The sequence below is a fragment of the Flavobacterium noncentrifugens genome, assembly GCF_900100375.1.
GTDB classification, from domain to species: Bacteria; Bacteroidota; Bacteroidia; order Flavobacteriales; family Flavobacteriaceae; genus Flavobacterium; species Flavobacterium noncentrifugens.
Genome location: NZ_FNEZ01000001.1, coordinates 81,144 through 95,831, shown reverse-complemented (window position 1 = coordinate 95,831; position 14,688 = coordinate 81,144). Strand labels below are relative to the sequence as shown.

The following is a 14,688-nucleotide window of genomic DNA, read 5'->3' as shown; positions in this document are numbered from 1 at the left end:
TAAAATGCCGTCAATAAATAAAAAAGTAGCCTGGATTACCGGCGCTTCAAGCGGAATAGGCGAAGGGCTTGCTTATGCACTGGCGGCGAAAAACTGCAAACTGATTTTGTCTGGGCGAAATGTTGCGGCTCTCGAACACGTGAAAGCAAATTGTAAAACTTCAGACGTTTTTATATTGCCATTTGATTTGTCCGATTTTTATGAAGCGCATGCAAATGTTCAAAAAGCGATCTCTTTTTTTGGAAGGGTTGATATTTTAGTCAATAACGGCGGTATCAGCCAAAGATCTTTGCTCGCGGAAACCAGTTTTGAGGTTGACAAAAAGCTGATGGAAGTCGATTATCTGGGAACAGTCGCGCTCACAAAAGCATTGCTTCCGCATTTCATCAAAAACCAAAACGGGCAGTTTGTAACGATCACGAGTTTAATGGGAAAATTCGGTTCGCCGTATCGTTCGGGTTATTGCGGTGCCAAACATGCGCTGCACGGATTTTTCGATGTGCTTCGGATGGAACACGAAAAAGACCATATCAAAGTCACTTTAATCTGTCCGGGATTTATCCAGACAAATATTGCGAAAAATGCCCTGACTGCAACGGGTTTAAAGCAATTATCCGATGATGAAGCGACCAAAAACGGCATGGCGGTTTCTATTTTTGCACAAAAATTTATCAGAGCAGTTGAAACCGAAAAGTTCGAAGCTTACATCGGTGGAAAGGAAATTTTGGGCGTTTACCTGAAGCGTTTTTTTCCAAAGTTTTTGCATCGGTTTGTATTGAAAAGCAAAGTCAGGTAATTTTCAGGCTTTTGAAAAATCAGCAACGTCTGAATGTTAAACCATAATTCTTGTTATCCAAAACCGTTTCAAAGGCTTATCTTAGCAAACCAATTTCAAATTCACAAGAATGAATAAGCAACTTTTAAGCGCCATTTTGCTCACATTTTCAATCGCTGGATTTTCTCAGCAAAGTTCCAAAGCATTTTCTGCAAAAGGCAAAGAAGTAAAGATCTATACGACTGCCGAAAATACAAAACTCAGGTTGTCTGAAACCGGGACTGCAGTTTTCACGGCTTCCAAGCAACCACTGGAAACAGAACCTTCGATTTTTGTAAATCCGAAAAAGCAATTCCAGACATTTATGGGAATTGGCGGCGCGATTACCGATGCGAGTGCCGAGGTCTATGCGAAACTTCCGAAAGACCAGCAGAAAGAATTGATAGATGCCTATTACAGCCAGCAAAAAGGAATTGGTTATTCATTGATCCGCACAACCATCCACAGCTCCGATTTCAGCAGTTCGAGTTACACTTACGTGGCTGAAAACGACAAAGAACTGAAGACTTTCAATATCGACCACGACCGGAAATTCCGCATTCCACTGATCAAAGAAGCCTTAAAAACGGCCGACAAGCAAACGCAATTGTATGCAAGTCCGTGGAGCCCGCCGGCTTTTATGAAAGATTCCAAAAGCATGCTTAAAGGCGGAAAACTTGCCCCAGATTCTTACCAGAGCTGGGCCAATTATTATGTGAAATTTATTCAGGCGTATGAAAAAGAAGGTCTTCCAATTTGGGGCGTTACGGTTCAGAACGAGCCAATGGCAACACAATCCTGGGAATCCTGTATTTTTACTGCTGAAGAAGAAAGGGATTTTCTGAAGAAATATCTGGGGCCAACTTTAGAAAAAAACGGACTCGGAGCAAAAAAAATCGTCATCTGGGACCACAACCGCGATTTGATGGTGTATCGCGCAAACGTGATCTATGCCGATCCCGAAGCTTCAAAATATGCCTGGGGAATGGGTTTTCACTGGTATGAAACGTGGAATGGCGGAAAGCCGATGTTTGACAACGTAAAATTGGTAAACGAATCTTTTCCCGATAAAAAATTAATGTTTACCGAAGGTTGTATTGAAGCGTTTGATGCGGCAAAATATCAGCTGTGGGCCAATGCCGAGCGTTACGGAAACAACATGATCAATGATTTCAATAACGGCACCGTTGCCTGGACCGACTGGAATATCCTTCTCGATGAAAAAGGCGGCCCAAACCATGTCAAGAATTTTTGTTTTGCTCCGATCCACGGCGATTTAACCACCGGAAAACTGATTTTTACGCCTTCGTATTATTACATCGGACACTTTTCAAAATACATCCGCCCGGAAGCAAAAAGAATCGCAACATCTGCCAGCAGAAGCCAGTTGCAAAGCACTTCTTTTTTAAATAAAGACGGGAAAATGGTTACGGTTGTGATGAACCAAAGCGACGGCGAACTCAAATACAATCTGATCGTTGATGATGCTGAAACGGTTCTTACGATTCCTGCTCACGCGATGCAAACTTTGGTTTATTAACCTAATTTGATTACTTACAATATTTCCGGATCAGTTCCTGCGAAGGATTTAGGCCCATTTGCAAGGACTTTTTAAGATCGGCGCAAAAGTCGCCTTTGATTTTGTAATTGATGAAATAAATCGCCCTGTTGTAATACAACTCCGGATCGCCGGGTGCAATAGAAATGGCAAGATTAAAGTCGTCCAGGGCATCTTTTTTGCCCAGGACGGCTTTTGACAATGCGCGGTTCAAAGCGGCTTCATAAAATTCAGGATTGATGTTGAGCGCTCCACTAAAATCAGAGATTGCTTCTTCATGCAAACGTTGTCTTTGCCTTGCAATTCCCCGGTTTTCATAAGCATTAAAATGTTTCGGATTGATTTTGATACATTCCGAATAATCTGCAATAGCGCCAATAAAATCATCAAGTTTTGATTTCATGAAAGCGCGGTTAAAATAGGCTTTTGCCGAATGGGCGTTTAGCATAATGCAAACCGTATAATCATCCGCAGCACCTTTAAAATCATTGATTTTGTCCTTAAGCATGCCACGACTGTAATAATAATCAAATTCTTCGGGCTGTATTTTAATGGCCAGGTCATAATCTACAAGTGCATTTTTATAATCCCCGACGTTGTAAGACATGAACCCACGCGAATAATAATTTTCTGCAGTAGGTTCTCCCGCAATTATAACTGTCATTTCCTTGATTTTCTCTTTAGTTTCAGCAATGTCCTCAGGTTTTGATTGTGCGATAGAAACCAAAGAAAATAATAAAATCAAACCCACAATATATTGTTTCATAAGCTGTATTTATGAAGAAAGCCCGCAATCAAGCAGGCTTCTAATTATTAATTAGCTACGCTCCGTTTGGCTTGCAGCCTCGGGTATAAAAATTAATTGATCTTACCAGCTTCCGCCAGCCCCGCCGCCGCTAAATCCGCCGCCACCAAAACCACCGCCGAATCCGCCGCCGCCGCCGAAACCTCCACCACCGGAACTTCCTCCGCCGCCAAATCCGCCGCGTCCTAAACTGCTCAGGATAATCATTTCGCCAAGCCCGATTCCTCCACCGCCATTATTGCCGGAGTTTCCGCCGCCTCTACGTTTGGAAATGATGATCAGGATGATGATGAAAATAATGATGAAAAATGGGATCGGGCTGCCGCTTTTTTCTTTCTTGCGTTCGCCTTTGTATTTGCCTTTGAGGACGTCGAAAATCGCATCGGCACCTTTGTCAAGCCCGTTGTAATAACTTCCGGCCTTGAATTCGGGAATGATGATGTTTCGTGTGAGTTCGCCAGTAATTCCAGCGGTCATTCGGTCCTCGACACCATAACCAGGGGAAATCCAGATTTTTCTTTCGGCTTTAGCCAATACGATAAACACGCCATTGTCATTTTGTGCGCTTCCGCCAACGCCCCATTCTTGTCCCCATTTTGGTGTTAAAAGTCCGATGTCTTCGCCTTTCAGCGATTCAATCGTAACAACGACAATTTGGGTTGAGGTCGAATCGGAATAACGGATCAGTTTTTCCTCCAGCGCCGATTTTTCAGATGCCGAAAGCATGTTTGCATAATCGTAAACGCTCGTCTGGAAATCCGGTTTTTTCGGGATCGTAAATTGTGCAAAGCTTATTTGTGTTATGAATAACAGCAAGATTAGCTTTGCGAAAAATAATTTATTGGTTTGTAAAAGCATCAGCTTCGTGATATTTCATTAGATAATTCGTCTGAATCGCCTTCCTCCCAAGGGAAATATTTCTGCAATTGGTCGCCGGCACTTTTGATTCCGTCAATTAAACCCTGCTTGAAATTCCCCTGTTTGAATTGTGCTGCCATCGCTTCTTTGGTACAATTCCAAAAATCATCAGAAACGACATCGTTGATGCCTTTGTCGCCACAAATGACAAAATTTTTGTCTTTCACAGCAAGGTAAATCAATACGCCGTTCTGCAATTTGGTATTGTCCATTTTGAGCAAATGAAAAACTTCCAGCGCGCGGTCAAACGCATCGCCGGAAGTTGTTTTTTCAATGTGTACACGGATTTCGCCTGAAGTTTCCATTTCAGCTACGCGGATCGCTTCCACGATTTCCTGCTCTTCGGCAGTCGTTAAGAAATCTTCGACTTGAGACATATTTAGAATTTTACTTCTACAGGTTTGTCAGCACCTTCAACCGATTTGAAGAATGGTTTTTCAGGATAGCTGCCTAAGAACCATTTTTGCGGAACCGCCAAAACATAACCGTTGTAAGCCTGAACCGATTCGTTGAATCTCGTTCTTGCTGTTAAAATCTGGTTTTCGGTGCTTGCCAATTCATCCTGCAATTTCAGGAAATTCTGGTTTGCTTTCAGTTCAGGATATCTTTCCACGGAAACCAATAATCTTGATAAGCTGGAAGAAACTCCAGATTGTGCTTGTTGGAATTGAGCGAGTTGTTCCGGAGTGATGTTTGATGGATCAACCGTTACAGAAGTCGCTTTTGCACGCGCTTCGATCACAGCAGTTAAAGTTGATTTTTCGAAATCGGCTGCACCTTTTACGGTGTTGACCAAATTTCCGATCAGGTCATTTCTTCTTTGGTAAGAAGCATCAACATTTCCCCATTCTTTTCCTACTGCCTGGCTGAAACCCAAAGCTTTGTTCTGGATGCCCATCGCCCAAAAAATAACGATTACGACGATAGCTCCAATAATAATCCAAGGCAAAAATTTTCTCATGATGTTTAGTTTTAATTGATTTGTTAGATTTATTTTTAACGGCGCGCTTGTAGCACAAATCCTGCCAAATTTTACAATTCGTTTTTGATGCTCATCAACTGCGCTTTAATGGTTTCGAGTTTGCTGATAATTTCAAATTTATCGAGTGTTTTTTTCTGACCTTCTTTCAGATGTGTTTTCGCACCTTCGAGTGTAAAGCCGCGCTCTTTGACCAGATGGTAGATCAGTTTGAGGTTTTTGACATCTTCGGGCGTAAACATCCGGTTGCCTTTCGCATTTTTCTTAGGTTTTAAAATGTCAAATTCCTTGTCCCAAAAACGGATCAGCGAAGCATTTACGTCAAAAGCTTTGGCTACTTCGCCAATGCTGTAATATCTTTTGTCAGGTGATAATTCTATATGCATCAGTCAAGTGATTGGTTTTCCTGGTTGGCTAATCTGGCAATCGCTACATATTCTGCAGCCGAAATATTGCCGTAATAAAAATTTAGCGGGTTTACGACCTCGCCGTTTTTGTGTACTTCATAATGGCAGTGCGGCGCTTCCGAACGTCCGGTGCTGCCTACATATCCAATGACATCGCCGCGTTTTACCCGTTGCCCGGCGCGCACATTGTATTTGCTCAAATGCCCGTAAAGCGTTTCATATCCAAAGCCGTGGCGAATGACAATATGGTTTCCATAACCCGAAGCCGTATTGTCGGCGCGATCTACAACGCCGTCGCCTGTAGCGTAAATCGGTGTTCCCGATTTGGCCGAAAAATCCATTCCGGCATGAAACTTCCGCACTTTCGTAAACGGATCAGTTCGGTATCCAAAACCCGAAGCCATTGCTTTCAGATTTTCATTCCGCACCGGCTGAATGGCCGGAATTGCCGCCAGCAAATTATTTTTCTCTTTGGCTAATTTAAGGATTTCATCGAGAGATTTGCTCTGAATCACCAATTCTTTTGAAATGATGTCCACGCGCTTTGAAGTATTGATCACAAGTTCCGAATTGTCAAAACCTTCAAGCTCTTTATACCGGTTTACCCCGCCAAATCCGGCTTTTCTTTGTTCGTCGGGAATCGCAGACGTATTAAAATACACGCGGTACAAATTGTTGTCCCGGTCTTCCACATTTTCCAAAACTTCGTCAATCTGGTCCATTTTCTTATTCAGGATCGCATACCGGATCTTAAAATTCTCAATCTCACGCGCCTGCAAACGGTCTTTCGGCGTTTCAAAAAAAGGTGTGTTCAGCAAGACCACAAAACTCAGTACGCCAAAAAGCGCCGCCGCCAGTAAAAACAGCGCAGCATAGCCAAATTTGGTCGCTTTCTTCGTTTTGATTTTACGATACGCCAGATTTTCGGCATCGTAGTAATATTTTACCTTCTTCATATTTTAAAAAATCCTATTTTTGCACGTGAAAAAACAGGTTTTTGGGCATTTAAAACGTTAGTCGAACAAATTTACTAAATAGTTTCACTTGTTTACCCGATTTTTCAGAATAAACCCATTAAAATAATTTGGGGCCAGTTGCCGGCTATCCGTTGCAAGTTCTAGCCTGAAAAGCTTTTTTTACATCCGCCGCCAGGAGCTTCCGTTGGTCGCTCTGCCAGCGCAGCAAAAAACAGCTTTTCAAGCTTCGAAGCTTTCCACTGCTATCCGCGGCCAAACCTACACAGTATAAGATTTACGATTTTCAAATCGTCAAACATCCAAGAAAACCATGAAATCACAGGAAATCCGCAAGCAGTTTCTCGAATTTTTCCAAAGCAAAGGCCATTTAATCGTGCCATCAGCGCCCATCGTTTTAAAAGATGATCCCACGCTGATGTTCAACAACTCCGGAATGGCGCAATTCAAAGAATATTTTCTAGGCAACGGCACGCCAAAAAGCAAACGCATCGCCGATACCCAAAAATGCCTGCGCGTTTCAGGAAAACACAACGATCTTGAAGAAGTTGGAATCGATACCTATCATCACACGATGTTCGAAATGCTCGGAAACTGGAGTTTTGGCGATTACTTCAAAAAAGAAGCAATTCACTGGGCATGGGAATTATTGACCGAAGTCTACAAAATTGATAAAGACATTTTATATGTGACCGTTTTCGAAGGCAGCGAAGAAGAAAACGTGCCTTTTGATCAGGAAGCATTCGATATTTGGAAAACTTTAATCTCCGAAGACCGCATTTTGCTCGGAAATAAAAAAGACAACTTTTGGGAAATGGGAGATCAGGGTCCGTGTGGTCCGTGTTCGGAAATCCACGTTGACATTCGTTCGGGTGAAGAAAAAGCAAAAGTTTCAGGGCGCGATTTGGTGAATAACGACCATCCGCATGTGGTTGAAATCTGGAACAATGTCTTCATGGAATTCAACCGCAAAGCCGACGGTTCACTCGAAAAATTGCCTGCGCGTCACGTCGATACCGGAATGGGCTTTGAGCGTTTATGCATGGTTCTGCAAGGCGTTCAATCCAATTACGATACAGACGTTTTCTCTCCGCTGATCGAAAAAATAGAAAAGATCACTAGAGCTAAATATACGATCAAAGCAAAAGACGACGAAGAAGAAAAAATAAACATCGCAATCCGCGTGATTGCCGATCACGTTCGTGCCGTTGCATTTGCAATCGCCGACGGACAATTGCCATCAAATACCGGCGCGGGTTATGTGATTCGTAGGATTTTACGCCGCGCGATCCGTTACGGATTCACGTTTTTGAATACAAAAGAACCCTTTATTTACCAATTGGCCGAAGTGTTGGCCGATCAAATGGGCGGCTCATTTCCGGAAATCCGTTTGCAGCAACATTTGGTGCAAAACGTAATCCGTGAAGAAGAAGCTTCATTTTTACGCACTTTAGATCAAGGTTTGCAATTGCTTGAAAATGTGATTTCCGATACGAAAGAAAAAACCGTTTCAGGTCAAAAAGCATTCGAATTGTATGATACTTTCGGGTTTCCAATCGACTTGACGGCTTTGATTTTACGCGAAAGAAACTACGAACTTGATGAAGACGGTTTTGACAAAGCGATGTTCGAACAAAAAACACGTTCACGTGCCGCATCAGAAGTTTCTACTGATGACTGGACGATCCTGGTTCCGGGAAATACTGAGACATTTGTCGGCTACGATTTGTTGGTCAACGAAGTCAAAATCACACGTTACAGAAGCATCGATTCGAAAAAAGACGGAAGATTGTATCAAATCGTATTCGATCATACGCCATTTTATCCGGAAGGTGGTGGGCAAGTGGGCGATAAAGGAACGCTATTAAACGAAAATGAAACGATCGAAATCATCGATACGAAAAAAGAAAACAACCTGATTATGCATTTGACAAAACAGCTTCCTACAGTTGTAAACGCTGCATTTATCGCTAAGGTTGATAAAAGATTAAGACAAGATTCGGCGAGCAACCACTCGGCGACGCACTTGATGCATTTGGCTTTGCGAAGCATTCTGGGAACACATGTCGAACAAAAAGGATCGCTCGTAAATCCGAATTATTTGCGTTTTGACTTTTCGCATTTTGCAAAAGTGACTGACGAGCAATTGAAGCAGGTGGAAGATTTCGTAAACGCCAGAATCCAGGAGCAATTGCCATTAGAAGAACGCAGAAATATTCCGTTTCAGCAAGCTGTTGATGAAGGTGCGATGGCATTGTTTGGCGAAAAATACGGCGATTCAGTCAGGGCAATTAAATTTGGAAACAGTGTAGAACTTTGTGGCGGAATTCATGTGAAGAACACAGCGGACATCTGGCATTTCAAGATCATCAGCGAAGGTGCGGTTGCCGCAGGAATCAGAAGGATCGAAGCCATCACATCGGATGCGGTCAAACAATATTACAACAACCAGGAAAAAGCGTTGGCCGAAATTAAATTGGTGTTGAAAAACCCGCAGGATTCGATCAAAGCCGTGGTTTCGTTGCAGGATGAAAATGCGAAACTCAAAAAACAGCTTGAGGTTTTACTGAAAGACAAAGCAAGGAATTTAAAAGGCGAACTCGCTTCACAGCTCGAAGAAATCAACGGCGTGCAATTTTTGGCAACGCAAGTCGACTTGAATGCGGAAGGTGCAAAAGACCTGGCTTACGAACTTGGAAACTTGGGTAAAAACCTGTTTTTGGTATTGGCTACAGCCGAAAATGATAAGCCGATGCTCACGGTATACATTTCAAAAGAACTGGCTGCAGCCAAAAACCTCAATGCCAGCCAAATCGTTCGCGAGCTCGGAAAGCACATCCAGGGCGGCGGCGGCGGGCAACCGTTTTTTGCAACTGCCGGAGGAAAAGATATTTTGGGAATTCCGCAAGCACTGGAAGCTGCAGCAGGTTTTATAAATAAATAAATTAAAGCCGTATTTCATTGTGAAAGACCAAAACTAGGAACCCTATTTGTAGTTTCTTTCGAATGCAATGCATTGAATTGCCCAACAAAGCAACGGAAAAAATGATAATGGCGCCGCCACCAAATACCAGTATTTCTAAGAATAAGCGCTAATAAATTTGACGAATAAAGTGTAAGTTTGTGAAAACAACTTACCGATGCAGTTTAGAACCCAGATACCCATTTTTAAAAGTGATTTTTCAATAAATTACAACTCAAAAACCGTGTCGCTGGGTTCTTGCTTTGCAGTCAACATGGCTGAAAAATTCGATTATTTTAAGTTTCAGAATGCCGTCAATCCGTTTGGGATTTTATTTCATCCGATGGCCATCGAAAAAGTCATAGGCTTTGTAGCCAATGGGAAAAAGTTTATAGCAAGCGATATTTTCTTTCACAACGAACGCTGGCATTGCTTTGAGGCACATTCCGATTTGAGCGATCCTGATCCGAATCTATTGCTGCAAAATCTTAATAATAAAGTTTCTGAAACGCATCAACAGCTTTCAAGTGCTTCACACGCAATCATTACTTTAGGAACAGCATGGGTTTACCGCAATATCGATTCTGATGCAATCGTTGCGAATTGCCATAAAATCCCGCAAAGACAATTTAAAAAGGAATTGCTTTCGGTTCAAGCGATTCAAAAAAGCATTCAGAATACAGTTGCATTTTTAAAACAAATGAATCCGGCACTTCAAATTATTTTCACCATTTCGCCCGTTCGCCACATCAAGGATGGTTTTATTGAAAATCAATGGAGCAAGTCGAATTTGATTTCGGCTTTACAGGAAATTGCACATCAATCCCAAAGCTTCGGGACAAAAAACCTACATTATTTTCCGTCGTATGAAATCATGATGGATGAGCTTCGCGATTATCGTTTTTATGCCGAAGACATGATCCATCCAAACCAAACGGCGATCGGTTACATCTGGAAGCGTTTTTCTGAAACCTGGATTTCTGAAGCCTCTACTTCGATGATGATCCAGATCGATAGCATCCAGAAATCCCTACAACATAGGCCATTCAACCCAAATTCTGAAAGCCATCAGTCATTTTTATCCAAATTAAACCAGCAGATTTCCGAACTTCAAGCCCAATTCCCACACATCCGATTTTAAAAAATACGTAATTCATCGTATTGTAACCGTTTGCCAATTGCCGCAGATTTGCATTGTAATAATTAAAACAATCAAATCATGAAAACAATTACAAACTTTGCAAAATTCGGGATTTTATCAATCGCGCTTTTTCTGGCCTCATGCAGCGGCAATGACGATTCTACTCCTGTGGCAGAAACTTCAAACGTACCGGCAACAGGCTCTTACATTACGGCTAAAGTCGACGGCAACAGCTTCAGTTCGATTATTTTCGGCGTCACATCGGCAACCGCTTCAAGAATCGGAACCGGCGTTGGAACTTTAATTACCGTTTTAGGCGCGAATCAAAGTGCCGATTCTGTCACGATCAGCTTGCTCGGAATCACAGCAGCGGGAACCTATGAAATCAGCCCGAACACCGAATCGGTAATGGCCTTCACGCCAGTAAGCGGCGGACTTTCTTACAGCACCGGCGAATGTGCAGGAACCGTCGGAAGCGTGACCATTACTTATATTGACAACACCAAGGTTGAAGGCACATTTTCATTCAAAGGGAAAGATACGAATACCTGCGAAACCAGTGCGATGAAAACCGTTACTGAAGGTTCGTTCAGAGGTGTTTTCATGCAGTAATTAATTTGTATCACCCAAAATTTTAAACAAGATGAAATCAAAAATATTTTCACTCGCTATTTTAATGATGGCGCTCGGATTTGTTTCCTGCAGCAGCGATGATGATAGCCAAACGGTTGAACAAGTTACGCCAATAGCAGCCGCAGGGTTCAAATGGAAAGAAAACGGCGGTGCAGAGATCACAGCCGATGAAGCCTATTTCGAAACGGCTTACAAAACGATCAAAGCATCAAAAGGAACGCCCGGAACAACAGGTTATCAATTTGTTGAAATCAACCTTTCAGGAACTGCTCCTGCAACTTATACTGTCGGCTCAGGCAATGCGGTGAGCACTTTAGCGGGATATGTAGCCAGCGCCGGCAGTGTGGTGGTCTCATCGAATGCTTCGGGTAAAATGTCGGGAACAGTAACATCTACGGGTAGTGGTAGTGGAGTTACAAGTTTTGATGCGACTTTTACCGATATCGAAGTGCGGTAACAGATCACTTTTTGAGGAAAATACGGCATTTGCCGTATTTTTTTTTGTTTGTAAAACCATCAAATTTGCAACATGGGATTTCTAACATCAACAGTTATGATTGTACTGCTTATCGCAATGATAGTGTCGCTTGTGAGCGTGATCGTATTTTTGAACGTCAGGTTTTATAGGGAGAAAAAGGTTTTTAAAACGCGGATTGAAGTGTTGCAGCAGATCATTTTCGAGATTTCGGAAAAGCAAAACGGGCAACGCATACAACTCAGACTGTCAGACGAGATCGACCACAAGCTCAAATCGGCGAAAGCCACATTAAGCGATGATATTTTCGGACTAAACTATGAATTGTTCGAAATCCTATCAAAAAATAACCGCCGTAAAAAATAGACTTTGTTAAAATTTATTACATTTATCTGAAATTACGCCATATTATTTCTGATGCCTTTCATTTTATGAAAAAAAAATTACTTTTCTTTTTATTACTGATGGTTCCGATTGTTATATCGGCTCAGGATCAAAAACATACCGATAGCCTTAAAACTGTTGCGAAAAACGGAAAGCAGCGCGAGCGGTTTAAGGCACTGATTTTCCTGTCGGATCTCTATAGCGACAACAACCTGAACGAATCGATGCGCTATTCAAAGCAGGCACTGTCATTTGCTAAAAAAGTAAAAAACGACACTTTCGCAGGCTTGGCTTACAACTCGATCGCGAATGTGCATCAGTACAAAAGCGAACTCGATTCGTCGTTGTTTTATTACAGAAAAGCGTTGGCTGCGAACCAGAAAATTAAAGATTCTGCCCACATCGCCGACAGTTACAACAACATCGGCATCACATACGACCAGAAAGCGCAATTCCCCGAAGCGCTTAGCAATTACTTCAAAGCGCTGGCATTTTACGATAAAAAATCTGCCCCAGACCGACAGGCAATGACGTATACAAACATCGGAATCGTATACAAAGCCCAGAAAGAATATGGGAAAGCGCTGAAATATTACCGCAAAGCGTATGAGAATTACCTTAAGACGACCGATGAATTTGGTAAAACTGTTTCAGCTGGAAATTTGGGTTCGATCTTTCTGAATTTTGGAAAATATGACGAAGCGATCAAATATTCAGAAATCGCAAAAGCCGGTTATAAAAATAACCATTTCGACAGATATGTTGGTTATCCGGTTTCAACGATTGCATCGGTGTATGACAGTTTGCACCAATTTGACCTGGCGAATAAAAACTACACCGAAGCGATTCGTTTACACGAATTTTACGAAAACGGCTTCGAAGTCGCAGAAACTTCAAATGCCTTTGCAGCGTCATTAATCAAGCAAAAAAAGTTTGCCGAAAGTATTTTATTTTCTGAAAAGGCGATTGCATTTGCCAAAAAATCTGATGCACATTTGCTGATCGTCCAGGCATATAAAAATCTGGCTAAAGCCAATGGAAATCTCGGGAATTTTAGCGAAGCTTATCGGTATTCGAATTTATACAGTGCCGGAAAAGACAGCATTTTCATCAATGAAAAAACGAAAGCGGTCTTCGAAATGGAAACCAAATACGAAACCGAAAAAAAAGAAAAATTACTGCTTCAAAAAGAAGCCGAAGCCAGGCAGAAAAATATTTTACTGCTGACGGTTTCAATCCTGACGGCTTTCATCATCATCATCGCATTCCTGATTTTCCGCCAGCAAAAACTAAAAAACAAGCAGCAGGCGCAGGAACACGAACTTAAAACGGCGATTGCACAAATCGAAACGCAGAATAAATTGCAGGAACAGCGGCTTAGCATTTCACGTGATTTGCATGACAACATTGGCGCGCAGCTGACTTTTATTATTTCATCCGTAGACAACATCAAATATGCGTTTGACTTTCAGAATTCAAAGCTTGACAACAAACTTCAAAGCATCAGCAATTTTACGAAATCGACAATTCTCGAACTGCGCGATACGATCTGGGCGATGAACAACAACGAAATCTCGTTTGACGATTTGCGTGCCCGGATTTTAAATTTCATCGAAAAAGCGAAAGAAGCCAAGGAAAATGTCGCATTTCATTTTACAATTGATGTCCGTTTGGATGCGGTAAAATTGTCGTCGATCGCCGGAATGAACATTTACCGTACGATTCAGGAAGCCGTGAACAATGCGATCAAATATTCCGAAGCTTCCGAAGTTGCAATAGATGGAAAACTCATTGATGACGAGATCAAAATCACGATTCACGATAACGGAATCGGCTTTGATAAATCAACTATCGAAAAAGGAAACGGTCTTTTAAATATGGAAAAGCGCATCGAAGACATTGGAGGGATTTTCAATATTGCTTCCGAAAGTACAAAAGGCACAACCATTACGGCCTTATTAAAAATCAATGAAAATACAATCCAATGATAAAGCTCGCCATAGTCGACGACAATTCATTCCTGATCAAATCTGCTCAGGAAAAGCTGTCCTTTTTTGATGATTTTACGATAAAATTTACCGCGATTCACGGATTAGAACTAATTGAAAAATTGGAAATCAACCACAATGTCGACCTGATTTTAATGGATATCGAAATGCCGAAAATGAACGGTATCGAAGCCACGGCGATCGTCAAGCAAAAATATCCGCAGATCAAGATCATCATGCTGACGGTTTTCGATAATGACGAAAACATCTTCAAATCGATCAAAGCTGGCGCAGATGGTTATCTGTTAAAGGAAGTCAACCCGAAAGATCTGCAGCAAGGCATACTCGATACTTTAAACGGCGGCGCAACCATGACGCCCTCAATTGCGTTAAAAACATTGAAATTATTCAGGAATCCGGTCGAATTTGACTCGGTGAAAAACGATGATATTAAATTGACCACACGAGAAATCGAAGTTTTGGAACAGCTAAGCAAAGGCCTGAAATACAATTTCATTGCAGATAATTTGTTCCTTTCAGTTGGAACTGTTCGCAAACACATCGAGAATATTTACGCAAAACTCCAGGTGCACAACAAGCTCGAAGCGATCGAAAAAGCCAGAAATAACAACCTTATTTGACCTTTCGGC

The 14,688-nt window shown here is 41.9% G+C and carries 15 protein-coding genes; 9 read left to right on the top strand and 6 right to left on the bottom strand.

Annotated features, from left to right (window positions below):
- Positions 1 to 4: 4 nt before the first annotated feature.
- Together BLS32_RS00435 and BLS32_RS00430 are read left to right on the top strand one after the other, a co-directional pair.
- On the top strand, positions 5 to 796 hold the full coding sequence (locus BLS32_RS00435) for an SDR family oxidoreductase (RefSeq protein WP_091391351.1): 792 nt from the start codon (positions 5 to 7) through the stop codon (positions 794 to 796).
- A 109-nt stretch (positions 797 to 905) separates the two neighbouring features.
- Positions 906 to 2,354: a glycoside hydrolase family 30 protein gene (locus BLS32_RS00430; RefSeq protein WP_091391350.1), complete on the top strand. Its 1,449-nt coding sequence runs from the start codon at positions 906 to 908 to the stop codon at positions 2,352 to 2,354.
- A gap of 10 nt (positions 2,355 to 2,364) precedes the next feature.
- On the opposite strand, the gene BLS32_RS00425 is transcribed toward BLS32_RS00430, so the two are convergent.
- The 6 genes from BLS32_RS00425 to BLS32_RS00400 all read right to left on the bottom strand — a co-directional run bounded on the left by BLS32_RS00425 (position 2,365) and on the right by BLS32_RS00400 (position 6,437).
- Entirely contained in the window at positions 2,365 to 3,138 is a 774-nt protein-coding gene (locus tag BLS32_RS00425; protein ID WP_091391349.1) for a tetratricopeptide repeat protein, read from the bottom strand.
- A gap of 102 nt (positions 3,139 to 3,240) precedes the next feature.
- Positions 3,241 to 4,035 (bottom strand): TPM domain-containing protein, encoded by a 795-nt coding sequence (locus tag BLS32_RS00420; protein ID WP_091391348.1) that lies wholly within the window; start codon positions 4,033 to 4,035, stop codon positions 3,241 to 3,243.
- A complete protein-coding gene (locus BLS32_RS00415) occupies positions 4,035 to 4,472 on the bottom strand; it encodes a TPM domain-containing protein (protein ID WP_091391347.1) in 438 nt (145 codons plus the stop codon). The genes BLS32_RS00420 and BLS32_RS00415 overlap by 1 nt, the downstream gene beginning before the upstream one ends.
- 2 nt (positions 4,473 to 4,474) lie before the next feature.
- Positions 4,475 to 5,056 carry a LemA family protein gene (locus BLS32_RS00410; protein WP_091391346.1) on the bottom strand — a complete coding sequence of 194 codons (582 nt, stop codon included), beginning with the start codon at positions 5,054 to 5,056 and terminating at the stop codon, positions 4,475 to 4,477.
- Between the two features lie 71 nt (positions 5,057 to 5,127).
- Entirely contained in the window at positions 5,128 to 5,460 is a 333-nt protein-coding gene (locus tag BLS32_RS00405) for a MerR family transcriptional regulator (RefSeq protein ID WP_091391345.1), read from the bottom strand.
- The gene (locus BLS32_RS00400; RefSeq protein WP_091391344.1) at positions 5,460 to 6,437 is read right to left on the bottom strand and encodes a M23 family metallopeptidase; all 978 of its coding nucleotides are present in this window, start codon (positions 6,435 to 6,437) and stop codon (positions 5,460 to 5,462) included. The genes BLS32_RS00405 and BLS32_RS00400 overlap by 1 nt, the downstream gene beginning before the upstream one ends.
- 331 nt (positions 6,438 to 6,768) lie before the next feature.
- On the opposite strand from BLS32_RS00400, the gene alaS reads away from it, so the two are divergent.
- The 7 genes from alaS (at position 6,769) to BLS32_RS00365 (ending at position 14,679) form a co-directional block, all read left to right on the top strand.
- Positions 6,769 to 9,399, top strand: coding sequence for an alanine--tRNA ligase (gene alaS / locus BLS32_RS00395; protein ID WP_091391343.1), 2,631 nt, complete (start codon positions 6,769 to 6,771; stop codon positions 9,397 to 9,399).
- Between the two features lie 196 nt (positions 9,400 to 9,595).
- Positions 9,596 to 10,558 (top strand): GSCFA domain-containing protein, encoded by a 963-nt coding sequence (locus tag BLS32_RS00390; RefSeq protein WP_091391342.1) that lies wholly within the window; start codon positions 9,596 to 9,598, stop codon positions 10,556 to 10,558.
- Positions 10,559 to 10,636: 78 nt separating this feature from the next.
- The gene (locus BLS32_RS00385) at positions 10,637 to 11,170 is read left to right on the top strand and encodes a DUF6252 domain-containing protein (protein ID WP_091391341.1); all 534 of its coding nucleotides are present in this window, start codon (positions 10,637 to 10,639) and stop codon (positions 11,168 to 11,170) included.
- Positions 11,171 to 11,201: 31 nt separating this feature from the next.
- Positions 11,202 to 11,648, top strand: a complete 447-nt coding sequence (locus tag BLS32_RS00380) for a hypothetical protein (protein ID WP_091391340.1) — start codon at positions 11,202 to 11,204, stop codon at positions 11,646 to 11,648.
- A 96-nt stretch (positions 11,649 to 11,744) separates the two neighbouring features.
- Positions 11,745 to 12,032 carry a hypothetical protein gene (locus BLS32_RS00375; protein ID WP_091391339.1) on the top strand — a complete coding sequence of 96 codons (288 nt, stop codon included), beginning with the start codon at positions 11,745 to 11,747 and terminating at the stop codon, positions 12,030 to 12,032.
- Positions 12,033 to 12,097: 65 nt separating this feature from the next.
- Positions 12,098 to 14,038 carry a tetratricopeptide repeat-containing sensor histidine kinase gene (locus BLS32_RS00370; RefSeq protein WP_091391338.1) on the top strand — a complete coding sequence of 647 codons (1,941 nt, stop codon included), beginning with the start codon at positions 12,098 to 12,100 and terminating at the stop codon, positions 14,036 to 14,038.
- Positions 14,035 to 14,679, top strand: coding sequence for a response regulator (locus BLS32_RS00365; protein ID WP_091391337.1), 645 nt, complete (start codon positions 14,035 to 14,037; stop codon positions 14,677 to 14,679). The genes BLS32_RS00370 and BLS32_RS00365 overlap by 4 nt, the downstream gene beginning before the upstream one ends.
- Positions 14,680 to 14,688 lie beyond the last annotated feature (9 nt).